The sequence below is a fragment of the Streptomyces albidus (ex Kaewkla and Franco 2022) genome, assembly GCF_013870515.1.
In the GTDB taxonomy this organism is placed as follows: Bacteria; Actinomycetota; Actinomycetes; order Streptomycetales; family Streptomycetaceae; genus Streptomyces; species Streptomyces albidus.
Window position 1 is genome coordinate 1 of the sequence record NZ_JACBXA010000041.1, and the last position, 22,253, is coordinate 22,253.

Annotated in this window: 23 protein-coding genes; 6 read left to right on the top strand and 17 right to left on the bottom strand. The window is 68.4% G+C overall.

Going from position 1 to position 22,253, the window contains the following annotated elements; all coding sequences use genetic code 11:
* Window positions 1–302 precede the first annotated feature (302 nt).
* Window positions 303–734: a hypothetical protein gene (locus tag H5J26_RS09775; protein WP_235980589.1), complete on the top strand. Its 432-nt coding sequence runs from the start codon at window positions 303–305 to the stop codon at window positions 732–734.
* Between the two features lie 205 nt (window positions 735–939).
* On the top strand, window positions 940–2,175 hold the full coding sequence (locus H5J26_RS09780) for a L,D-transpeptidase (protein ID WP_181765364.1): 1,236 nt from the start codon (window positions 940–942) through the stop codon (window positions 2,173–2,175).
* Window positions 2,176–2,374: 199 nt separating this feature from the next.
* Here H5J26_RS09780 and H5J26_RS09785 read toward each other — a convergent pair whose 3' ends face one another.
* From H5J26_RS09785 to H5J26_RS09795, 3 genes are all read right to left on the bottom strand, one after another.
* On the bottom strand, window positions 2,375–2,806 hold the full coding sequence (locus H5J26_RS09785; protein WP_181765365.1) for an acyl-CoA thioesterase: 432 nt from the start codon (window positions 2,804–2,806) through the stop codon (window positions 2,375–2,377).
* A 17-nt stretch (window positions 2,807–2,823) separates the two neighbouring features.
* A complete protein-coding gene (locus tag H5J26_RS09790; protein WP_181765366.1) occupies window positions 2,824–3,357 on the bottom strand; it encodes a type 1 glutamine amidotransferase domain-containing protein in 534 nt (177 codons plus the stop codon).
* A gap of 170 nt (window positions 3,358–3,527) precedes the next feature.
* On the bottom strand, window positions 3,528–4,823 hold the full coding sequence (locus tag H5J26_RS09795) for an MFS transporter (RefSeq protein WP_181765367.1): 1,296 nt from the start codon (window positions 4,821–4,823) through the stop codon (window positions 3,528–3,530).
* Between the two features lie 499 nt (window positions 4,824–5,322).
* On the opposite strand from H5J26_RS09795, the gene H5J26_RS09800 reads away from it, so the two are divergent.
* Window positions 5,323–5,871, top strand: a complete 549-nt coding sequence (locus H5J26_RS09800; protein ID WP_181765368.1) for a hypothetical protein — start codon at window positions 5,323–5,325, stop codon at window positions 5,869–5,871.
* A gap of 231 nt (window positions 5,872–6,102) precedes the next feature.
* On the opposite strand, the gene H5J26_RS09805 is transcribed toward H5J26_RS09800, so the two are convergent.
* The 4 genes from H5J26_RS09805 to H5J26_RS09820 all read right to left on the bottom strand — a co-directional run bounded on the left by H5J26_RS09805 (window position 6,103) and on the right by H5J26_RS09820 (window position 8,933).
* Window positions 6,103–6,471 carry a hypothetical protein gene (locus tag H5J26_RS09805; protein WP_181765369.1) on the bottom strand — a complete coding sequence of 123 codons (369 nt, stop codon included), beginning with the start codon at window positions 6,469–6,471 and terminating at the stop codon, window positions 6,103–6,105.
* A 17-nt stretch (window positions 6,472–6,488) separates the two neighbouring features.
* Window positions 6,489–7,364: a hypothetical protein gene (locus H5J26_RS09810; RefSeq protein ID WP_210771163.1), complete on the bottom strand. Its 876-nt coding sequence runs from the start codon at window positions 7,362–7,364 to the stop codon at window positions 6,489–6,491.
* The gene (locus H5J26_RS09815; protein WP_181765370.1) at window positions 7,361–8,185 is read right to left on the bottom strand and encodes a MerR family transcriptional regulator; all 825 of its coding nucleotides are present in this window, start codon (window positions 8,183–8,185) and stop codon (window positions 7,361–7,363) included. The genes H5J26_RS09810 and H5J26_RS09815 overlap by 4 nt, the downstream gene beginning before the upstream one ends.
* Before the next feature lie 166 nt (window positions 8,186–8,351).
* A complete protein-coding gene (locus H5J26_RS09820) occupies window positions 8,352–8,933 on the bottom strand; it encodes a DinB family protein (protein ID WP_235980590.1) in 582 nt (193 codons plus the stop codon).
* Between the two features lie 130 nt (window positions 8,934–9,063).
* Here H5J26_RS09820 and H5J26_RS09825 point away from each other — a divergent pair, with 130 nt between their 5' ends.
* Entirely contained in the window at window positions 9,064–9,531 is a 468-nt protein-coding gene (locus H5J26_RS09825; protein ID WP_181765371.1) for a helix-turn-helix domain-containing protein, read from the top strand.
* A 36-nt stretch (window positions 9,532–9,567) separates the two neighbouring features.
* Here the strand turns inward: H5J26_RS09825 and H5J26_RS09830 are convergent, their stop codons facing one another.
* The 7 genes from H5J26_RS09830 to msrA all read right to left on the bottom strand — a co-directional run bounded on the left by H5J26_RS09830 (window position 9,568) and on the right by msrA (window position 16,037).
* Complete coding sequence (locus H5J26_RS09830) at window positions 9,568–10,170, bottom strand: ClpP family protease (RefSeq protein WP_181765372.1); 603 nt, start codon at window positions 10,168–10,170, stop codon at window positions 9,568–9,570.
* Window positions 10,170–10,820, bottom strand: a complete 651-nt coding sequence (locus H5J26_RS09835; RefSeq protein ID WP_181765373.1) for an ATP-dependent Clp protease proteolytic subunit — start codon at window positions 10,818–10,820, stop codon at window positions 10,170–10,172. Before H5J26_RS09835 ends, H5J26_RS09830 begins: the two co-directional genes overlap by 1 nt.
* Before the next feature lie 148 nt (window positions 10,821–10,968).
* The gene (locus tag H5J26_RS09840; RefSeq protein ID WP_181765374.1) at window positions 10,969–11,601 is read right to left on the bottom strand and encodes a TetR/AcrR family transcriptional regulator; all 633 of its coding nucleotides are present in this window, start codon (window positions 11,599–11,601) and stop codon (window positions 10,969–10,971) included.
* Window positions 11,598–12,278 (bottom strand): DUF4166 domain-containing protein, encoded by a 681-nt coding sequence (locus H5J26_RS09845; RefSeq protein WP_181765375.1) that lies wholly within the window; start codon window positions 12,276–12,278, stop codon window positions 11,598–11,600. Before H5J26_RS09845 ends, H5J26_RS09840 begins: the two co-directional genes overlap by 4 nt.
* On the bottom strand, window positions 12,275–12,970 hold the full coding sequence (locus tag H5J26_RS09850) for a hypothetical protein (RefSeq protein ID WP_181765376.1): 696 nt from the start codon (window positions 12,968–12,970) through the stop codon (window positions 12,275–12,277). The genes H5J26_RS09845 and H5J26_RS09850 overlap by 4 nt, the downstream gene beginning before the upstream one ends.
* A 288-nt stretch (window positions 12,971–13,258) precedes the next feature.
* Window positions 13,259–14,113 (bottom strand): hypothetical protein, encoded by an 855-nt coding sequence (locus H5J26_RS09855; RefSeq protein ID WP_181765377.1) that lies wholly within the window; start codon window positions 14,111–14,113, stop codon window positions 13,259–13,261.
* A gap of 1,285 nt (window positions 14,114–15,398) precedes the next feature.
* Window positions 15,399–16,037, bottom strand: coding sequence for a peptide-methionine (S)-S-oxide reductase MsrA (gene msrA, locus H5J26_RS09860; RefSeq protein WP_181765378.1), 639 nt, complete (start codon window positions 16,035–16,037; stop codon window positions 15,399–15,401).
* A gap of 217 nt (window positions 16,038–16,254) precedes the next feature.
* Between msrA and H5J26_RS09865 the strand changes: the two genes are divergently transcribed.
* Window positions 16,255–17,556, top strand: a complete 1,302-nt coding sequence (locus H5J26_RS09865; protein ID WP_309237851.1) for a PP2C family protein-serine/threonine phosphatase — start codon at window positions 16,255–16,257, stop codon at window positions 17,554–17,556.
* 104 nt (window positions 17,557–17,660) lie between these two features.
* On the opposite strand, the gene H5J26_RS09870 is transcribed toward H5J26_RS09865, so the two are convergent.
* Genes H5J26_RS09870 through H5J26_RS09880 form a run of 3 tightly spaced genes read right to left on the bottom strand, consistent with a single transcriptional unit; the run spans window position 17,661 to window position 21,228 of the window.
* Entirely contained in the window at window positions 17,661–18,326 is a 666-nt protein-coding gene (locus H5J26_RS09870) for an MmgE/PrpD family protein (protein ID WP_181765380.1), read from the bottom strand.
* Window positions 18,326–19,645: an MmgE/PrpD family protein gene (locus tag H5J26_RS09875; RefSeq protein WP_181765381.1), complete on the bottom strand. Its 1,320-nt coding sequence runs from the start codon at window positions 19,643–19,645 to the stop codon at window positions 18,326–18,328. The genes H5J26_RS09870 and H5J26_RS09875 overlap by 1 nt, the downstream gene beginning before the upstream one ends.
* Window positions 19,646–19,695: 50 nt before the next feature.
* Window positions 19,696–21,228 carry an SLC13 family permease gene (locus H5J26_RS09880; RefSeq protein ID WP_181765382.1) on the bottom strand — a complete coding sequence of 511 codons (1,533 nt, stop codon included), beginning with the start codon at window positions 21,226–21,228 and terminating at the stop codon, window positions 19,696–19,698.
* A gap of 141 nt (window positions 21,229–21,369) precedes the next feature.
* On the opposite strand from H5J26_RS09880, the gene H5J26_RS32235 reads away from it, so the two are divergent.
* Window positions 21,370–22,188 carry an IclR family transcriptional regulator gene (locus tag H5J26_RS32235; protein ID WP_181765383.1) on the top strand — a complete coding sequence of 273 codons (819 nt, stop codon included), beginning with the start codon at window positions 21,370–21,372 and terminating at the stop codon, window positions 22,186–22,188.
* The last annotated feature ends 65 nt before the right edge of the window (window positions 22,189–22,253 follow it).

A 22,253-nucleotide genomic window follows, 5' to 3' on the forward strand; every position in this document is an offset into this window, starting at 1 on the left:
CAGCTCGTAGTCGTCGACGAGCGCCGCGAGCCTCTCGCGCAAGAGGTCCCGCACCGTCCGGTGCGGCGTTCGCCGAGGGGACGAACCACAGAGCGCACAACACCGCCCCTGCAGCGGCGGCCGTCACCAGCGAGCGGCGGTGGGCGGACACGGTGGACAGTCCGGCTGCGGGCACGGAAAGGGCCCCTTCCTGGTACTTCGGTGGAACGGACTCGCCACGAACTGACGGCAAGGGGGCCGATGTTATAGACAGCCGCGGGTCGTACGGAAGCCGAGGCTCCACTCCGGCCTACGCTCCGGGCATGGCTGCTGACGAGACACCGCGCTCCGAATCCTCGAGCAACGCAGGCAACGCCGCTTCCACGGGCACCGCAGAGCTGTCACCGCACATCCGGCTCCGCGTGGAGCTGGTCGTCGAGATCGCCGACGCGAACGCGCTGACCAGGGCCGCACTGGACCGCGTGCAGGGCGACGAGCTGATGCCGGACGAGGAGCGCGCGCACGCGAGCGAGATCATCGCGGGGGACGCGGGGGAGGCCATCGCCTATCTCGTGGAGCCCTTCGACCTCGTACGGGAACTGCCCGGAGTCGAACTGGCGCACGCCAGTTGGGGCAGTGAAGAGGTCGGCGACGACGACCTCGACGCCCTCGCCGCCTTCGACGATCTGGACCAGGGTCTGGAACACGATCTGTACGAGGAGTCCGAGGACGATCTGGAGCATGTCCGGCGCTGAGAACCTCCTGGTCAGAGGCTTCCTCGAAGGTCAGGCCGACCGCCCCCGGCCGGGGTGTGAGTGGTCTGCGACACAGTTTTGTCACGCCTGGAACCGGTCACCTGCCTCAGTGCGTTCTGTCACGTAGAGCTGGGTCCGCACATGTCCGGTTGGTCCGGCACGGGGCGTATGCAGTGTTTTCGGGGAGCTTGGGATTCTGACGCAAATGGAGAAGCGTGTGACGACGCTGGGTAAGCACCGCAAAGCGATGTCGGCCACGGCCGTGCTGCTCGGCGGCGTGATGACGCTGGGTGCATGCAGCATGTCCGACGGCGACGCGGCGGGGAAGGCCAAGTCGGAGACTCACGGCAAGAAGAGTTCGGAGGCTCGAATAAGGATCGCCTCCAAGGACGGCTCGGAAGGCGCGAGCATCAACACCGGCGGGAACGTCGTCGTCACCAAGGGCAAGCTCACCGACGTGAAGTTGATATCCGTCGAGGGCGGCACGGCCGTCGAGGGCACGATGTCCGGCGACGGCAAGACGTGGAAGCCGAACGACCAGCTCGAGCGGGCGACGCAGTACAAGATCACGGCGAAGGCCAAGGACGGGGGCGGCCGCAAGGCCGTCGAGAACTCCAGCTTCACCACCGTCTCGCCCGACAACAGCTTCATCGGCACCTACACCGGTGAGGACGGCCAGAGCGTCGGCGTGGGCATGCCGGTGTCGATCAACTTCGACAAGGCGATCACCAACAAGAAGGCCGTGCAGGCCGCGATCAAGGTCAACTCGACCAGCGGCCAGGAGGTCGTCGGGCACTGGTTCGACGACACCCGGCTCGACTTCCGCCCGCAGGAGTACTGGAAGCCCGGCTCCAAGGTGTCGCTCGACCTCAAGCTCGACGGTGTGAAGGGCGGCCCGAACTCCACCGGCGTCCAGAACAAGAAGGTCACCTACAACATCGGGCGCTCGCAGGTCAGCACCGTCGACGTGAAGAACCACAAGATGACGGTCGTGCGCGACGGCAAGGAACTGAAGACCATCCCGATCTCCGCGGGCAGCGAGAAGAACCCCACGTACAACGGCAAGATGGTGATCTCCGAGAAGCACAAGGAGACCCGCATGGACGGCGACACCGTCGGCTTCGGCCGTAAGGGCGCCGAGGGGTACGACATCAAGGACGTGCCCCACGCGATGCGCCTGTCGACCTCCGGCACCTTCATCCACGGCAACTACTGGGGCGCGCCCTTCGGTTCGGGCAACACCAGCCACGGCTGCGTCGGCCTGAAGGACGCCCGCGGGGCGAGCGACGGCGGCACCGACGGCGCCTGGTTCTACTCGAACTCGATGATCGGCGACGTCGTCGAGGTCACGGGCTCCCCCGACAAGACCGTGCAGCCGGACAACGGGCTCAACGGCTGGAACATGAGCTGGGCGGAGTGGAAGGCGGGCTCCGCGATCTGACCGCGGTGCTCTGCCGTCGTGCTCCGGCTGCCGTACGGCGAGTCCAGGGCCGGCACAGGATCGGCAGAGGGGCGGGGTACGGGCTTTCGGGCCCGTACCCCGCCCCTCTGCCGTCTGCTTCGTGTTCCGCTTCGTGGCGGCTCCGCCGGCTTCTCGGACCTGACCCGATCTGACCGGCTCTCACCGGCCGGTTCGTGCCCTACAGGCCCATCAGCTCCGGCCGTGCGGCCAGCTCCAGGAACGGCTTGCGTGGGTCGTCCAGCAGCCGTCTGCGTTCCAGATCCACCACACCGCCCACCGCGGTGACGTACGCCGCGACCTTCCCGTCCGGGGTGCGGACGACGTGCTCCATCTCGAAGGTCTTGCGCCCTCCCCAGACGAACACGCAGGTGATCTCGACCTCGTCCCCCGCGCGCAGCTCACGCCGGTACTTGACGGTCGTCTCCAGAGTCACCGGGCCGACGCCCTTCGCCAGCAGGTCGGCCTGCCGGATGCCCGCCGCCTCCAGCATCGTCCAGCGGGCGTGTTCCGCGTACTGGAGATACACGCTCTGGTTGAGGTGCCCCTGGGCGTCGGTCTCGTACCCGCGAACGGTGACGGGGACGGTGAAGGGATCTTCCGCGTCTGACATGCAGCCGATTTTCCACCTCAGCCGCCGAGTTGGGTCACCAGGGCGTCGTTGAAGGCCTTCAGATCGCCGGGCTTGCGGCTGGTGACGAGCGGGTTCGGGCCGTTGTCGCAGATGACGACCTCTTCGTCGACCCAGTGCGCACCGGCGTTGCGCAGATCGGTCTCCAGGCTGGGCCACGAGGTGAGCGTGCGGTCGCGCACGACGTCCGCCTCGATCAGCGTCCACGGGGCGTGGCAGATCGCCGCGATCAGCTTGCCGGACTCGCAGAACGTCTTCACGAGCCGCACGGCGTCGTCGTCCAGGCGCAGGGCGTCGGGGTTCGCCACCCCGCCGGGCAGCACCAGGGCCGCGTACTCCTCGGCCGCAGCCTCGTCCACCGTCTGGTCCACCTGGAAGGTGTCCGCCTTGTCGAGGTGGTTGAAGGCCTGGATCCTGCCCGCGCTCGTGGACACCAGCCGCGGTGTGTGCCCGGCGTCCGTCACGGCCTTCCACGGCTCCGTCAGCTCGACCTGCTCGACCCCTTCGGGGGCCATGAGAAAGGCGATGCGCATTCTGGCCACTTCCCTCCGCGCACGTGACGTGCGCGAGCGTCCTTCAATGTCACGGGACGGGTCCCCAGCGGACCGCCCGTCATGCAGGGGCCGCCGTGCAGCGGACGTCGCGGAGGGCCGGGTGACCGAGCGGATGCGGGTGCGCCGTCGGGGGCCGGTGAGGCCCCGGTTCAGGCAGCCGCCTTGTCGGCCTCGGCCAGCGGGCGGTGCACGGTGCTGAGCACCACGGCGCCGACGGCGACGCTCACCGCGCCGAGGATGAACGGAACGTGGGCGCTGTAGTGCTCGACGAGCTTGCCCGCCGCGAAGGGTGCGAGCCCGCCGCCGATGAAGCGCACGAAGCCGTACGTGGCCGAGGCGACCGGACGGGGGACCGGCGCGATGCTCATCACCGCGGTGGTCACGAGGGTGTTGTTGACCCCGATGAAGGCGCCGGCGACGATCACCGCGCCGATCACGACGGCGGGCTCGTCGGGGAAGACGCCGATCAGGGCGAGGTCGGCCGCCATGAGGACGAGGTTGCCGTAGAGGGTGCGCGGAGTGCCGAACCAGCCGCGCAACGCGGGGGCGCCGAACACGGCGAAGACGGCGACGAGGAGCCCCCAGCCGAAGAAGACCCAGCCCAGTTCGATGGCCGACAGGTGCATCAGGAACGGCGCGTAGCCGAGCATGGTGAAGAAGCCCCAGTTGTAGAGCAGGCCGGTGACACTGGTGGTGGCCAGCGCGCGGTGACGCAGTGCGGCGAGGGGCTCGACGAGGGACTCGCGCCGCTCGGGCGCCGGCGTCGAGGGCAGCAGTACGACTGTGGCGACGAGGGCGACCGCCATGAGCACGGAGACGCCGAAGAAGGGGCCCCGCCAGCTGACGTTCCCGAGCAGGCCGCCCAGGAGCGGGCCGGTCGCGATGCCGACGCCCAGCGCCGTCTCGTACAGCACGATCGCGCCCGCGAAGCCGCCGCTGGCGGAGCCCACGATCACGGCGAGGGACGTGGCGATGAACAGTGCGTTCCCCAGGCCCCAGCCGGCGCGGAAGCCGACGATTCCGTCGATGCTGCCGGTGGCGCCCGCGAGTGCGGAGAAGAGGACTATGAGCACGAGGCCGAAGAGCAGCGTGCGCTTGGCGCCGAGCCTGCTGGAGACCCAACCCGTGATGAGCATGGCCACGGCGGTCACCACCAGATAGCTGGTGAACAGCAGCGTCACCTGGCTGGGAGTGGCGTCCAGCTGGCTGGAGAGCGCGGGCAGGATCGGGTCCACGAGCCCGATCCCCATGAACGAGATCACGCAGGCGAAGGCGACCGCCCATACGGCCTTCGGCTGACGGAAGGGGCTCGGTGCGGGGGCGCTCGGGGCGGTCGTACCCGGGGCGCCTGTCGCAGCCGGTCCGTCCGGGGTGTGCCGGACGGCGGTGTCGGTGAGGGCGAGGCTCGACGGTGCCTCGGACGCGGGTGTCTCGGGCCCGTTCATCAGGTGCGTTCCTTCAACTCGGGGTGGTGACGTTCCGCTGAGGCCGGCGGGAGGCCGGTCGTCCCGAAAGTCGTTGTATCCACCAACGAATATACCGATGGCCACTACACCTACTCAAACGCAGCAGTTCGAGGGTGGTCGGGACGGGGGAGGGGTGGCCGCGTGAAGGAGTGAGTGGATCGACCAATGTCTGAAATCGATTTCGTGAAGATCTACGTGCATTCACATCCCGAAAAGGCCCTTGGTCCACAGGCTCTAAACAGGTAATTGTCAGCTTCCTTGCGGTGATTCACCGATCCGCCCCTTGTGCCTGAAGCGTGAAAACCGGCGTCCATTGACGTGTCACCGTCATCACTTGTACGGTCCCGCACGAAATCGATTGCTCGCACTCTTCCGGTCACCCCAAGGCCGATGGAGCAGCGGGAGGTTACAGGGTTCCGCGCCAGCAGGGATGTGCATCTACGCGCGTTCCTGTCCCCACCTGGAAGGAAGAAACCCAATGACGCTCACCACCAAGATCAGACGCAAGACTCTGGTCCGTGGCGCCACCGCGCTGGCGGCCGGCGTTCTCATCGCGGGCGGCCTGGCCGTCACGGCAACCGCCGGGGAGGCCGACAACAAGGACCACCGCGCCAACGCCCAGCTCCTGGACGAGAAGTGCGCGGTGCCGCCGGACTTCGACGCGGCGATCATCAACACCGTGCACGACGTGGCGTCGCAGCGCGGCGTCAACGAGAAGGTCATGCTCGCCGCCTTCGAGACAGGCTGGGTCGAGTCCCACATGAACAACCTCAACTGTGGGGACCGCGACTCCCTCGGCGTCTTCCAGCAGCGTCCCAGCGCCGGCTGGGGCACGCCCGAGCAGATCCTGGACCCGGTCTACGCGACCAACGCGTTCCTCGACCAGGCCATCCCGAACGACCAGAACAACCCCGGCTTCACCGCCGGTGAGCTCGCGCAGAGCGTTCAGCGGTCGGCCTTCCCCGACCGGTACGACGAGAGCGAGGGCAAGGCGCGCGAGATGATCGCCGCGGCCCAGGCCGGCTGAGCCCCGGCCCTTTCGGCTCCACTCCCGTCGCCGGGCACCGGCCGGGTGGCACAAGTGGGGGAGTCGCAGGAGCAGTTGCGCTCATCGAGGCGGAGTGAGGCGGGCGGTCGTCCTGTCGGCGTCCTGGATCCAGGTGCGTGACGGCCGCCTCCACTCCACGGCGGGCGGTGCCGGAGCCACCGGTGCCGCCCGCCACTCGCGTCCAGTCCCTTCCGTCCCGGGGGACGGGACTCACACGTCCTCGTCCATGCGGATGGCCGCCCGCAGGTTCTCGTGAGCCGTGTGTGATCCGCCCTCGTGCTCCTCGAGCAGAACGGCCGCGATCGCGTCGAGTTTGCGCTGAAGGGCGTGCTCGGCCCGTCGTTCCGTGTTCTTCAGCAGGGCGAGCAGCAGCAGGCTCACCGCGGCCATCATGTCCCCGACGAAGACCATCCAGGGGATCGGTACATCGATGAAGTGCACCACGATGAAGGTGACGATCAGGAGCACGCAGAAGCAGTAGAACAGCGGCGAACCGGTGACGTTCGAGGCCGACTCCGCCAGGCGCTCGAAGCGTCCTCGCCGGTCGCCACCTCGCTCGGCGGGGTGCTGGAAGGTCATGGTCGTCCGTTCTGTCGTCAGGGGGAGCCGGCAGTCATCCGTGTACCCGCTGTCCCGCTGCCACTCGTCCCAGGTCGCAGTGCGTCCAGAACGGCACCCGGAGTGTCCGCGAAGAAGCGGATCGTGGTCGCCTCGGACCGGCTTCCCAAGGGACGTACGACGGTGACGGGTTCGGTCACCTCGACGACGACATTCGTCTGGGACGACATCGGGACCGCGAGGCGGCCGTCTTCGACGGTGGCGACGCCGCGTTCGTTGTAGTTGGGCGACTGCCGTACGGAGGAGATCAGTTCGCGGGGTATGCGCAGGTCGACGAAGACTCCGGAGCGCACACGCAGTTCGTCGGCGGAGACGACGTGCGGACGGGTCACCCTCGCCGCCCAGATCGCCAGCACGGCCATCACCGAGTAGACGTCGAGGACGAGGAACACCGCGCGCAGCCCGGCCGGTGCGCCCAGACCCCGCAGCAGCACGTCCGTCCCCACGGCCTCCAGGGCCATCACGAAGACGAGTGCCATGAGCGTCGAGGCCTGCTCCCGCGAGTACGTCACGGCGGTGGCGCCCGGGGGAACGCCGTTGCGGCGTCCCGTCGCCCACAGCGCCAGCCCGGCCATGCCCTTCAACTCGAAGGCAACGATCCTCCGCAGCTGCACCGGGACCAGCTGGTGCCAGGTCCGCCGCAGTGCCGTACGCCTGTCCGCGCCGCCCTGGGCCTCCGCCCTGTAGAGCCGGTACGCGGTCACGCCCTCCAGCAGGACCACGGCGAGGACCGCCGACTCGGCCAGGACGAGCAGCGGTTCGGGCAGCGAGACACCGGAGACGATCAGGACGAACAGCAGCAACTCCGCCGGGAGCACGGCCAGAAGCGCCGTGCGGGCCGCCTTGAGCATCATGTTCTCTCCTTCAGTCTGTTCACGACCTGCCGCAACACCTCGACCTGTGCGGGGGACATCTCCTCCGCCAGGCCCTCCAGCCAGGGCCCTTCGTTCGTGCTCCCGGGCGGGCCCTCGGCTCCCTGCCGTGCGGGGCCGGAGGCCGGTGGGCCCGGCTGAGCGTCGGGGTCCGCGTGGAGGTTCTCGACCATCGCGGATGCCATCGCGTCGGGGATGTGGGCGGCCAGGTCCTCCACCAGCGGTGCGACGCGCGGATCGTCCGGCGCCGCGTCGGCGAGCCCGTCCAGCCGTTCGTAGAGGGCGTGCGCCCGTGCGACCGCGTCGGGTTCGGTGAGCGGTCGCAGCAGGTCGAGCAGCCGGGCCTGCTCGTCGGGGCCTGCCATGCTGCCGACGAGCGTGAGCATCTCGCGGTCGAACTCGGCGAACTTCGAGCCGCCGGCGGGCAGATCACGCAGAACCGCCGCCATCTCGGGCGACACCGTCGAGTCGGGGTGCAGCTCCGCCTCGTCCAGGAGCGTGGCCAGCCGCCTCCGCCGGACCGCGATGGTCTCCTGCTGCCGGGCGAGGTCGGAGTCCAGCTCGAGGAGCACCTCGCGCAGCTCACGTCCCCGGTCGTCGGCCAGCACGTCGCGGATCTCGCCCAGGGAGAGGCCCAGTTCCGCGAGCCGGCGGACGCGGGCGAGGGAGACCGCGTCGCGGAGCCGGTAGTCGCGGTATCCGTTGGAGCGCCTTACGGGCTCGGGCAGGAGGCCCTGGTGGTGGTAGTGCCGGACGGTCCGGGTGGACACCCCGACCAGTGCGGCGAGCTCGCCGATTCGCATGCCTTGATTGAAGACCTTGACGCTACGACAAGGTCAACACGGTGCGGGCAGACGGCTTCGGTGCACCCGGACGGGGCGCCGCGGACCGGTCGTCTGCATCAGGCAGCGCGCGGTGTCGCACGCTGTCGCCCACGGGCGCAACGCCCCCGGCCGCGAGCCCTCTCGGCTACTGGCCCACCCGTCCGTCGACGCACTCGCGCAGGAGATCGGCGTGACCGTTGTGGCGGGCGTACTCCTCGATCATGTGCACCAGGACCTCGCGCAACGTGAGCTCTTCGCCCTCGTGGACGACGGAGACCTCCAGGCTCGGAGCTTCGGTCACGAACCGCTCGGCGAAGGCGACTTCGCGGCGCCAGGCCTCCCACGCCTCCGCGACGCACTCGGCGTCGCCCGTCGCACCGTTGAAGTCCGCGTCGCGGTCCTCCTCGGAGCGGTACAGCCTCGGGAGGTCCTGACCGCCGAGGATCCGGCGGAACCAGCTGTGCTCCACTCCCGCCATGTGCCGCACCAGGCCGAGCAGCGACATGTTGGACGGCGGCACCGACCGGCGGGCCAGCCCCTCCGCGTCGAGCCCCGAGCACTTCATCTCCAGCGTCAGCCTCTGGTCCTTCAAGTAACCGACGAGCGTTGCCAGTTCGCCCTTGAAGCCCCCGTCGGAGCGTGGATCGTCCTCGGGGCGGGTGAACATGTCCCACCACCCGAATCGGCGCTCGTTCTCTCCCGCTGCTGACTCCGCGACATCGGCCATGCCGGTGAGCATCGACGCTCCGCGCGGGATCCGCCACAGGGTTTTCGTGCCGGTGGCCCGCCAGCTGATTTCGCGGCCGGCAGAACGCTCGCGCCGTGCCGACCGGGCGCAACGCTCCTAGTCTGAAGAAGTGACGAGCCACTCGCCGGAACAAGCCCGCGTCATCCCGCTCCGCCCGGCCACCGGGGCGCCGCCCCAGGTGCCGAAGGAGCCGCTGTGGCGGCACCTTGTCGGGGGCGTCCTGCGCAAGGAGCGGCTCGCTCAGCGGCGCACTCTCAAGGACGTGGCAGAGGCGGCCCGTATCTCGATGCCCTACCTCTCCGAGCTGGAGCGCGGCCGCAAGGAGGCCTCCTCCGAGGTTCTCGCCGCCGCCGCACAGGCTCTCGGCCTGGGCCTGGCCGACCTCCTCGGCCTGGCCGGTGCCGAGCTCGCCCGCTTCGGGCGGCCGGGTGCCTCCAGGCCCCGTACGGCTGCGCCCGCCCCTGCCGTCGCCGACGGCTGCGACGACGGCAAGGTGACGTCCGTTTCGGAGCTGAGCACCCGGCGTACCGGGGTGCGGAACGGGCCGCCGCAGGCTCAGGTCCGTCTGGCCGCCTGAGGGCCCCACCGGTCGGCGGCCTTCGGGGCCCGCCCCTCAGGCGGGCTGCATCCTCCGGTTGAGCACCTCGTCCGCGAGCCCGTACGCGACCGCCTCGTGCGCGGTGAAGACCTTGTCGCGGTCCATGTCAGCGCGGAGGGTCGCCAGCTCCTGGTGCGTATGCCGGGCCAGCACCTCTTCGACCTCCGAGCGGATCCGGATCATCTCCTTGGCCTGGAGGCTGAGGTCCGACACCGTCCCCTGCCGGCCGGGACTCGCCGGCTGCCCCAGCAGCACCCGGGCGTGCTCGAGGACGAACCTGCGCCCCGGATCGCCCCCGGCCAGCAGCACGGCGGCGGTCGACGCGGCCTGCCCGACGCAGAAGGTCGAGATGGGGGCGCCGACGAAGGTCATCGTGTCGTAGATCGCAGTCAGCGAAGTGTAGGAGCCGCCGGGGGAGTTGATGTAGATCGCGATCTCCCGATCCGGTGCCGAGGACTCCAGGTGGAGCAGCTGCGCGATGACGACGTTGGCCACGCCGTCGTCGATCTCGGTGCCGAGGAAGATGACGCGCTCGGAGAGCAGGCTGCTGTAGATGTCGTACGCCCGCTCCCCTTGCGGGGTGCGCTCGACGACGGTCGGGATCGTGTACTGGCTCATCACAGACCCACCTTCCGCTTCGAGGCGGCCGGACGTACGTGGTCGAGGGAGCTGACGACGTGGTCGACCATGCCGTACTCCACCGCCTGCTCCGCCGTGAACCACCGGTCCCGGTCGCCGTCGCGGGAGATCGTCTCCTCGGTCTGGCCCGTGTGCGCCGCGGTGATCCGTTCGATGGACTTCTTCATGAACTCGAGGTTCTCGGCCTGGATCTCGATGTCGGCCGTGGGACCGCCGATGCCCGCCGACGGCTGGTGCATCATGATCCGCGAGTTCGGCAGTGCGTACCGCTTCCCCGGAGTGCCGACAGTGAGAAGGAACTGGCCCATGCTCGCGGCGAAGCCCATGGCCAGGGTGGAGACGTCGTTCGGGATCAGCTGCATCGTGTCGTAGATGGCGAGGCCTGAAGTCACCGAGCCGCCCGGGCTGTTGATGCAGAAGCTGATGTCCGTCCGCGGGTCCTCCGCCGACAGCAGGAGCATCTGCGCGCACACCCGGTTCGCGGAGGTCTCGTCCACCTGGGTGCCGAGGAACACGATGCGCTGCCCGAGGAGTTGGGAGGCCAGGTGGTCGTCGAACCGGCTCGGCGGGGTGTCTCCCTCTGCTGCTCTCGGGGCCAGGGGGTGGTGAGGGGTGACGAGTAGCGACATCGCTTCTCCTTCTCGTACCGCGACGCGATTCGCCGCGCTCACTCCACTCTTGACCCGCGGCGGCCGCCGATACGGCGATCTCGCCCCTCAGCAGATTCGCTGACGGCAGAGCGCCCGGCGGACCCGCCTGCCCCACCGTGGACCGCCGCTATCTCGCCGTGGAGCGCCGCAGCCGTGCGCGGACGGCGCGCTGCGTGACGGGGCCGAGGTCTTCGAGTACGCCGATGAGACCCACGAGCTGTTCGAGTGACGCCAGGGCGTGCTCGGCGCCCCCCGGATCCACGCCCTCGAACAGCTCCAGGCCGATGAAGGAGGCGGAGACCGCCTTGGCCAGCCCCGCGACGTCCACGAACTCGGTGAGCGGCGTACCCGCGAGGACGCGGCCGAGGACCTGCTCGATCTCGTCTGTCCACAGGGCCAGTCCGGCAGCGGTCGCGGGAGCGAGGCGTGGTTGCGTCTGCGCGCCGGCCAGCAGCTGGCCGAGCACGCCGACGTGGCCGCCTTCCCGCTCTGTGGCGTGCAGTTCGCGGGCCAGCTCCAGGAGTTCGCCGAGGCTGCGTACCTGCTGAAGGCGTTCGCGGTGGACGGCGATCCGCTCCTCCGCGCCGTGACGGCATGCGGCGGCCAGCAGCTCGTCCACGCTGCCGAAGTGATAGAAGACCAGCGCCTGGTTCACCCCCGCGGCAGCGGCGATCGTACGGGCCGAGGCATGGGCGATGCCCTGCTCGGTGAGGGTCGTGAGCGCGCCCGCCAGCAACTTGGAGCGGGTGTCCTTGCTCATGCGCGTGCCTCTTCGCGCACAGGACGCAGGTCCGTTCGCGAACCGCAGGCGGAGGCGTCGGCGTAGTCGGCGGTGAAGGAGCCGTCGTAGCCGAAGAGTCGACCGAAGCGCCGGTTGGACACGGAGACCTGGATGCGGAATCGTCCCGCCTCCTCGTCGTAGGACTCCCTGACGACGGTGTCGCCACCGATCAGGTCCGGCACGCGGACGTCCAACGGGCCTTCCCGGAAGCGGTGTTCGCCGGACCGGATGACGATGGCGCCGGTCGTGTCCGCCTCGAAGTGCAGGTCGGTGGCGAGGTGTTGGTGTGTGCCGAGGTAGTCGACGATGCACCCGCGTTCCGGGCTGAAGACCATCGTCGCGTCGAACCGCCGCGTACGGCCGGGGAAGGCGAACGTCCTGACGAACGTGACCGTCTCGCGGCCGTAGGAGTCCGTGTAGGGGAAGTTCTCGATGGTGAAGGGGATGTCGCTGCCGCTCTTCGGCACGAGGATGTTGCGGACGCCTCCCAGCGCGAGAAACGGCCGCACCAGGGGACCCCCGTGCCAGACGCGGTCCATCACTCCACGGCCGGCACATGCCTCACCGGTGTCGAGCCCGACGGAGAAGCGGCGCTGGATGCGCGGATGGAGCCGGTCGAAGTCGGAACCCAGGGCACGTTGGAAGATCGAACTCATGGCTGCTCCAGGGAGTCGAGTACGGCAGGGGGCGCGACAGCAGTACGGGCTGGTGGGCGCCGCAGGCAACGCCGGGCCGACGGAGTGCCGGGCAGAGGCGGCAACAGCGCCGCGGCGGTCACCGCAAGAGCGGCGGCGAACGGTCCGGCGAGCGCGGCCAGGCCGACGGCGACGATGCGTGCCGCTACCTCCAACAGGCCGTGCCGGAGCGACCGTTCGGGGGTGACGCCGCGCTCGCACCACAGTCGCAGCCGGTCGAAGGACCAGGCGGTGGCCCATCCCGTGAGCGGGCGGAGGACGACGCGGTCGACGATCCGTCCGGGCAGCCCCCAACTCGGCTCGTAGTCATAGCCCGTGAGGAAGCGGATGCCCTCACCGTCCGGAACGTAGCGCCAGTAGCCGCGTCCCTCGGCGATGAACGAGAGCGGGTGCCGGGAGGCGAAGCGGAGAGCTGAGGTGCGCGTCCCGTCGGGACGTTGCTTCTTTCCCGCGCTGGTGCCCGTGCCCGTCACGAGCAGCCCCGGCAGGAGGCGGACCGCGTACCGGAAGCGTTGCGGCTCACCTTCCGCGCGGGCGAGGTAGTCGATGTGGGTGAAGCGCAGATCCCAGCGCCGGTGCAGCGCTGGAGCCTGCGTTCGCTCCCAGAGCTCGTCCATGTCGGCCTGTATCAGCGCCTCGATGTACAGCCCCATGTGCCCGGCCCTCCTGTTGTTTGAGCGGACGCTCAAAACGAACGGTAGCACTTTTGAGCGACCGCTCAAGAGGTGGGGCGAATCGGTGCGTACGGTCGGACCCTGCTGGCCTACCTCGCCGTTGACTTGGAGGAGTCTCGCCTCTGCCGGTCCCGCCTTCGCAGTAGCTGAGGTCTGTGAACGCCTCGCTTCGTGCACTCCCGGGGAGTTGCGGCGCGGCTCCTCGGTCCCACGGTACGGCTAACTGCAGGTCACCCCAGCCCTTGTTACTACCGCCCCACGAAGAGGTCAGCCTTGGCCCTCTTTCCGGGTCAACTTCCGATTCTTGGGGCCTGGTTTGGCGCCCGCCCTGTCCGAATCCTCTTGTTCCGGCGGCTGGGGAGCCCCTGAGCCCTCTTCGCTCGCACCGCTCAGGATCGCGCGACCTTGCTTGTCGACAGTGCGAGTGACGGTCTCCTGCAAAACTCCGAACGCGGCTGCCCATGCGATGATTTGGGGCCCCGAGTCCAGACGCGTCAATCCTGGAAAGAACTCACCGCTTATGAGAAGAATGCCGAGAAGGGCAGTCAGTGCGCCTACAGGAAGTCGTAGGAGTAGCAGCAGCACGGAGACGTGGTAGGGCCCAGAAGTTCCCTGCATCCTGCGCAAGGAAACGGCACCAGCCAATGCGGCAGCGAACATGCCAGTGAACTCCACCAGGAAGATATCGCTTCCCTCGGCATTGAATCCAATGGGGCAGTGTCGCAGATTGACGATATTTTCGTCGGGGAAGCAGAATATTCTTGCGACTTCACGGTCCAGGCTTGCCCAGATAGCGAAGGCTATGGCGATGAGGAACATGATCACGATCGAGCAGATCAATATCTGAGTAAAACTGTGAACCCTGGCTCTCTGCTCGTCCTCGACCTCATTTGCCGCGTGAAGAGTGGCTGCTGCAATATCCTTCGTTTCCTTGGGGATCGAACGGCCTTTTTTATTGGCTCGTTCCCAGTCGCTTCTGAGGCGTATAAGTCCGTCATCCTTGTTCCCTAGTTGTGACTCCGCGTGTGCGAGAATTCGGGGGACTTGACTCTTCAGCTCTTCGCGGTGAAGTAGCCTCAGGACCTCTACTTCTGCCTCGTGAACGTTTGCCAGCGCCGCCACGGCGTCTGCCTTCGTGAGGCGCCGCCACATCTTTGACCACGGTCGCTTGTTCCGGGATACGACCTCTCGTGCCGCTGCAAGCTGTTGGGAGGCCTTCTCGATAACTCGTCTCTCTGCCTCTGAGGAATTAGGTTCCTTGAGCCTGTTGATCTGGGATTGAACGTCGGCAACGTGTGCTCCAACTCTTGCACACCAGGCTGATCGGCTCAGTCCCTCAACGTCACCATCTCTTGCACGCGAGGAATCGTGGTCAACCGCGGGGGTCCTTCTCGCTGGATGGCCTCTTGTGCGGAAAAATCGACGGCTTCGACTCGCAACCTCTTCACGGCGAAGCTGTCTCAATACCTCGACCTCTGCTTCGTGGACAGCAGCCTGGGCTGCGAGAGCGTCAGCTTTGCTGAGGCGTTGCCACCATCTTGGCCACGGGCGTCTATTCGGAGCAACAATCTTTTCCGCTGCTTCGAGTCGCTGGTTCGCTTCCTCCATGGCTTGTGTGTCTGTATTGGAAGAGTTGGTGCTCACGCTGTCTATTTGGGAATGGACCTCAGCTATGCGCGCTCTGATTCCCGCACACCACGCTGCGCGGTCCAGACGCTCGTAGTCTCCGACTCGTTTGTCAGGGTCTTCACGAGTCATAGGCGGAGTCTCCTCCACAGTCCACGGTCAACGGTCAGAATCTAGGCCAGTAGACCCCAGTGTGCGTATGTCCGCAAACGCTACCTTCAGCGTCGCCTTTCGCCATCCCGTCTCTGAGGTGCTACGGGCTGTGCGGGCGGCGTCCATTGTGAGTCGGGGGGTGACTCAGTGCAATGCGAGAACTCGCGAATTGGTGACGGAGTGGCAAGCAATCAAGCCGACGCCGAACCATGGAGGAAGGAACACTCAATATTCCTAAGACGACTTGGCCGGCTGCCAGGTGAACTCGCGGTCCTTCGTCGTCATTTCGCGAGGTGACTGCGGCGTTCCCCTGCCCTGTAGCGGACGCCGCGCCGGTGCGGCCTGCCCTCAGGGCCGCCCGTACGAAGTCCCCGTAGCCGAAGCCGCCTTGACCGGTGGGGGGGGATCCCCCACCGGTCCGCCCGCTGCGACTCGTCGGGTGCACGGAAGTACGCCTGAGGCCGGCCGCGACGCCGATGGACTCCGCAGCCCGAGGAGCAGCGAGTTGCCTGTACGCGAAGTACCCCAGACGAATTACGAGTTGACGCGACCCGGTGCGTCCTCATGCGTGGTCACGTCGGCACCGCCGCCCCGCTCACAGGGCGCTCTCGGATCGCTCGCCCCCGGGCTACGGGCAGCGGATCCCCGTGCCGCCGAGGCCGCAGTAGCCGCCCGGGTTCTTGTCGAGGTACTGCTGGTGGCGTGCCTCCCCCGGATAGAAGGGGAAGGCCTCGGCGGAGACGATCTCGGTGGTCACGGCACCGAACCCCGCGTCGGTGAGGGCCCGTTGGTAGGCATCGCGAGTCTCCTCCGCCGCGGCTTTCTGTGCGGAGGAGTGGTGGAAGACCATCGAGCGGCAGTACGTGCCGACGTCGTTGCCCTGGCGGAAGCCCTGAGTGGGGTCGTGGGACTCCCAGAAGAGCTTCAGCAGTGTGCCGTACGTGACCTTCGACGGGTCGAAGACGGCGCGTACGGTCTCGGCGTGGCCGGTCCGCCCGCTCGCCACCTCTTCGGAGATGGGGTGCGCGGTGGTGCCGCCCTGGAAGCCGACGAGGGTGGTCCACACGCCGGGCGTACGCCAGAACCGGCGCTCCGCTCCCCAGAAGCAGCCGAGTGCGAAGTCGGCCGTCTCAAAGCCCTCCGGATAAGGGCCGAGCAGGCGGGTGCCGAGCACGGTGTGCGTCTCCGGGACGGAGAACATCGGCTCCGGGCGTCCCGGCAGGGCTTCTCCGGGGGCGGGGAGGCGGTCGGTCAGGGCGTTCAGCATGGCTCTCCGTCGTCGGGTCGCTTCGGGCAGGCCTTCGGGCGACGTGCTGCGTACTGCATACCCGCCGGGCCCCCGATTCCGCCCCCGGAAACCGGCTGAGGGGGCGGCCGGAGGCAGCCCGCACAGGACAGATCAGGGTGGTCACCCTCGGTAACTGTTCCGATTTGCCGGAAATGCTCCTGCGTAGCAGCATGAAGTTGCGATGGGAGGTGGGGCGGTGGGAGGTCGCGAGAAACAGGCTCATCTCAGCGAGACTGCCGCTCAGGTGCTCGGGGAGCTGCTGGACCGGTCTCACGAGGTCGCTCCGACGGACATTCCGCGAGTCGTGGACGAGCTGTCCCGGGAGATGGGGCTCGGGCATGTCGGGATCTTCGTGATCGACGAGACCCAGACGTGCCTCATCCCGCTGATCATGCCGCCCCGCGGCGGACACGGGGGCATCTCCGTCGACGAGACCCTCGCGGGCCTGTGCTATCGGACGACGTCTCTGCGCATGTCGGGACACGACGACGGAGCTCTGGAGCTGTGGCTCCCCCTGCTGAACGGGGTCGAGCGGATCGGCGTGCTCCATGTGCGTACAACCACCCTGGACGGCCAGACCCTGCACTTCTGCAGGCTGCTGGCATCGCTGGTGACCCTGCTCGTGCTCACCAAGGGAGCGCACAGCGACGACTACAAGCGGGTTCAGCGCAGCGAGCCGTTCTCACTGCCCTCGGAGATGGTCTGGGCGTTCCTGCCGCCCCGCACGCTCGGCACGGACCGTGTGGTCTCCACCGCAGTCCTCGAACCGGCCGACGAGTTGGGCGGGGACGCCTTCGACCACTCCCTGATAGGCGAGGGCCTGCACACGACGGTCATCGACGCGATGGGTCACGACCTGGCGGCCGGGCTGACCTCGTCGGTCACGATGGCGGGATGCCGCAACGCACGGCGCAACGGAGCCGGTCTCGAGGAGCTGGTCTCAGGCATCGACAGGAGCATCCACGAGGTGTTTCCCGACCGCTTCTGCACCGGAGTCTTCGGCAACCTCAACCTGGAGAGCGGAGTGTGGAGCTGGATCAACTGCGGCCATCCCACACCACTGCTGATCCGCAACGAACGGCTTGTGCCCGACACCCTGGACCGACCGCCCGAACTGCCTCTCGGGCTCGGCTATCTCGACGAGGGGCGCAGGGTCGTCCAGAAGGCTCAACTCCGGCCCGGGGACCGGGTGCTCCTCTACAGCGACGGCATCGTCGAAGCGCTCTCCAAGACCGGTGAGCGCTTCGGGCTGGAGAACTTCATCGACTTCCTGGTCCGGGCCACCGCGGCCGGCGTCACCACCTACGAGGTGCTGCGCATCCTCATGCAGTCGATCATCCGCCACCACGGCGGCCACCTGCAGGACGACGCGACGATCCTGCTCTTCGAGTGGCGCGACCCGGACGCCCCGCCGAGCCCCGACCAGAACCACGAGTACCGGCGCGGCGCGCCCGATCACTCACATCAGGCTGCCCCGACGGGCATCGTGAGCCGTTGATCGAAAGCCGAGCGGGGCCGGCGACCGTACGGTTGCCGGCCCCGCTCGGAGTGTGGCCGCGGACGGTCCGGCCCGGACCGTCCGCGAAGCTCGTTCGCCTACTCCTAGAGGACCGCCTCGGCGTGCCAACGGGTCCCCAACTCGCTCACCAACTCCTGCGCGTCGACTGCCGGTGCCAGCAATGCGAGGAGCCCCCGCCTGCCTTCGACGGGCGCTTCCGGTGCGGTGAAACCGCGCTCGCCGAGCAGCGCGGCCTCCAAACCGTCCGCAGCCGCGAAGGCGGTACGCAGCGCTGCGACTTCCTCCTGGCCCTCGGCGCCCTCTCCGGAACTCCCTGAGACGGTCGTCGTCTGGGTGGATGCGAGCCCGAGCGCGTGAAGTGCCCCTGCTGGATCGGTGGATCCGGCGAGCGCGGCGCCGACGACGGACAGCGCGTCCGGCCGTACATCGAGCAACGCCGCCAGCCGGCAGGCGACTTCGCACCCGAGCACGGTCGCCTCCACAGCCCTCGCGTCGTTGCGGAGCCTGGCCACGGAGGCGGTGGCGGCAAGAAGCGGGTGCACGCCTGAACGCGCCAGCCCCGCAGCCGATTCGAGGACGTCCGCACGGACATCCCCTTCCGGGTAGGCCGAGCGCACCGCAGCCAGGTGCCCGTCCTCCCCGGCAGACGACGCGGCAGGGAGGTCGGAGACCGCGGAACGGAGCCCGTCCGGTATCGAGGAGCCTCCGGACAACGAGAACTGAACCAGCGAAGCGCTTACGTCCGTCATCAGTCTTCCTCCCCGACGCAGGCGTTCATGAGCGTGGTCAAGTAGTCGGGTCCTTCACCTGAGACGGCCTTCACGACGGAGTCCGTCCTGCCGGGCAGCACCGGCTCGATGAGCCTGGAGACCTTGGAGTACAGGTCGGCTTCGGTCAGCGGCATCTCCTGGCTGCCCCGGGCCGTCCGCACGTGGTGGCGCAACGTGGCGCCGTCCTTCATGGTGACCACGACCTCGGCCTCCGCCCGGGCGCGCTCCGGCGCGGCGAGCAGTCGCACCTTGCTGCGCACCTGCTTCATCGCCTCCGACCTCACGAAGTCGTCCTCGTACGCGGAGAGATCGACGAGACCGAGCAGCAGCCCGGCCGCGACGCCGTGCACGGTGGAGAACCGTGCCTGCAACCCGTCGAGCGGATTCGGGTTGCCGGTGAGTTCGGGGACGAGCGGGTGGCAGTGAACCGCGACCCCCTCAACCGCCTCGACACCGCCGGCGGCCTTGATCGGTTCGGCGAGGTGTTCCCCCGCCTCGATCACCGGGTGCGTGACGATCCCGCACGGGTAGGGCTTGAAGGTGTTGTAGCGGAGCTCGAAGCGGTCGCCGAACTCACCGAGGAACTGCCGCTCGTCGTATTCCCTGGTGAGCGTTTCGACGAAGCCCTCCAGCGCCCTGTCCGGCCCAGGTGCTCCGGCGGCGGCCGACCGGGCGGCCAGTACGCCGTTGGCCGCGGCCTTGCCCGGGTGGAACGGCTTCGTCATGGTGCCGAAGCCCTCCCGCATGCCGAGACCGCGGCTGATCCCCCACGACAGTGCAGACGCCAGGCGCTCCCCGCGGAGGCCGAGCAGCAGCGCCGAGGTCGCTGCTGCACCGAACGCCCCGCAGGTGCCGGTGATGTGCCATCCGAGGTCGTAGTGCGACGGCGACACCGCCACGCCCAGGCGGAGTTGGAGCTCACAGCCCCAGGCGTAGGCGTTCAGGACGTCCGTGGCCGGCAAGGCGCCGACCTCGGGTTCGAGTGCGGCCAGTGCGCCGAGGCAGGCTGCTCCCGGGTGGATGACGGTGGCCAGGTGCGTGTCGTCGAAGTCGTCGAGATGGGCGGCGATCCCCGTGGCGAGGGCGGCGTCGACCGGAGCGACCTTCGTACGTCGTCCAGGTACCCGTGCGACTCCACGGGAGTGGGATACGACGGCGTCCACGGCCTCGTGGCGGCTCGCACCGACCGCTGTGCCCGCCACGTTGAGCAACGTGCGTCGCGCCATGGCGAACACGTCGTCGGGCAAAGGCTGTTCGACGGCCTCGGTGATCACGTCGGCGATTGTGCTGCTGGCCAATCCGGTTCCTCTTTTCACTGCTCGTCCATGTCGTACAGGGTGTGTTTCCGTCACAGTCCCACCATCGGTGCGAGCGTCAGGACGCCGGTCACGAGGATGGCCACGCCGAGCACGTCGAAGACGATTCCCGAACGCACCATGCGCGTGATGGGGATGAGCCCCGAGCCGTAGACGATCGCGTTGGGCGGGGTGCTGACAGGAAGCATGAATCCGTAGCCGGACGCCGCGGTGGCGACCAGGCCGGGTATGAGCGGGTCGACGCCGAGTGACTGCGCCATGGGCAGCACGATCGGCAGCACGATGCCGACGCTCGCGGTGTTGCTGGTCGTCTCTGAGATCACCAGAGCCGTGACCGCCGCCAGGATCGTCACGCTCGTCAGCGAGGAGACGCCGATCAGTTCCGACAGACCGTCGCCGAGCGTCTGCGCCAGGCCCGTCTCGGAGCTGAGGGTGCCCAGCACGATGCCGGCGCCGAAGAGGAGGATCGTGCCCCAGTCGATCTTCGCCGCGTCCGACCACTCCAGAGTCGCCTTGCTCTTCGCGCCCGGCACCGGAAGCAGGAACAGAAGCGTGGCCGCGAGGATCGCCGCAACGCCCTCGGTGACGTGCTCCAGCACCCATTCGACCAGCGGGTGGTGTTCGCCGAGCACGGCCTGAAGCACGCCGGGCCCGGCCCACAGCAGCACCGCGACCGCGAAGGCGATGAGGGTGTTCCGTTCGCCGGGGCTGAACGCGCCGAGCTTCGAGCGTTCCTCCGCGACGTACTGCTCGGCGCCTTCGAGCTCGCTGACCTCCGGACGGTTCAGCATCAGCAGGACCACGCTCAGCACGGCGAACATGACGATCACGATCGGCGCGAACAGCAGGACCCAGTCGAGGAAGCCGACCGTCTCGCCGGTCTGCTTCTCGATGAGCTGGCGTCCGATGAGCTGGTGCGGTGCGCCGACCGGCGTGAACAGCCCGCCGATGCTCGCTCCGTACGCGACGGCAAGGAGCAGCGCGACCGAGGTGCGGGAGCGGCGCAGATCGCGGCCGGTGCCGGCGGTGCTGATCGAGCTGACCGAGGCGATCACGCCGAGCGCGATCGGGAACAGCATGGCCACCGTGGCCGTGTTGGATATGAACGCGGAGATCGTGGCGGCGAGGCCGCCGAACGCGATGACTGTCCGCGCGGGCGAGCGGACCACGCCGCGGACGGCCAGCATGCGCAGCGCGATACGCCGGTCCAGGCCGTGCACGGTCATCGCGCGGGCGATCACGAAGCCGCCGAGGAACGTGAAGATGGTGTCGTTGGCGAACGCACCGAAGACCGTGTCCTCGTTGCCGACACCGAGCAGCACGCACAGCGAGACTGCGAGCAGGGCGGTGACCGCGAGGGGGACCGCTTCAGAGATCCACCAGATCATCACCAGCGCGAAGATCGCGGCGAGCGGGCGCTGGGCGCCCGGCAGTCCGTCGGCGAACAGCAGCACAGCGGCGAACGCGAGGGGGCCGAGGAACATCCCCACGCGGCCGCGGAGCTGATCGAAGCGCTCCTGCGGTACGTGCGGCGTCTCCGGCTTCGTTGCCGTCGTCGTCTCCACCCGGCCTCCCGTTCGAAATCTGAGTGACCACATTGCGGAACAGTGGCCTGTATCGTGGGCACGATAGGGTCGACCAGTGATCGGGCGCAAGACTCGGTCGCCGATCGATCGAGGGTGAGTGCGAGGCGCGTGGGGGACGGCGTGGGGGACAAGGTGAACGGACAGCACGGTGCTGCGGGCGTGCAGTCCATCGACAGGGCCATGTCGTTGCTGTCGGTCTTCTCCACCGCGCGCCCGGTGGTCGGAGTGTCCGAACTGGCCCGCGCCACAGGGCTGGCGCGTGGCACGGCGCACCGTCTGGTGACCGCGCTCGTCTCGCACGGTGTGCTGAGCCAGGTGCCCGATACGAGCAGCTACTGCCTCGGCCCCCGCCTGCTGGGGCTGGCCGAGGTCGCCCGTCAGCAGATCTCGCTGGAAGCTCAGGCGGGTCCCGTCATGGCGTGGCTGCGCGACCGCAGCACCGAGACGGTGGGGCTGCACATCCTCGACGACATGCCCAGCCGCCGCACCATCGCCCAGGCGGAGTCCCCGCACGCTCTGCGGCGCACCTACACCGACCTCGGTGCGGCCCGGCCTCCGTATCAGGGCGCTCCGGGGAAGCTGCTGCTCGCCTTCGCCGACGAGCGTCTGCGCCGGCGTGTGCTGGACGGTGAGCTGCCCGTCGCAGACGGGGGCGACGACCTCGACGCCACCCGGCTCGCCGCCGAACTGGCCACGATCCGTGAGGACGGATACGCGCTGTCGCTGCAGGAGCGCGTGCCCGGCGTGGTGGCCTCAGCGGTTCCCGTACGGGACCATCGCGCCGTCGTCGTGGCCGCGTTGAGCATCTCGATCCCGTCCGTCCGAGCCGGACGCGACGAGCTTCTCGGGCTGATTCCACTGGCGCGCGAAGCAGCGGACCAGCTGTCCGAACGCCTCGGGTACGTGGGCGAAACCTCCGGCGACACCGAGAGCGTCTAGCCCGCGCCGACGTCACATCGCCCAGCGCTGAGCCGGCTCACCGAGCCGTTTGACCCTGTCGCAAA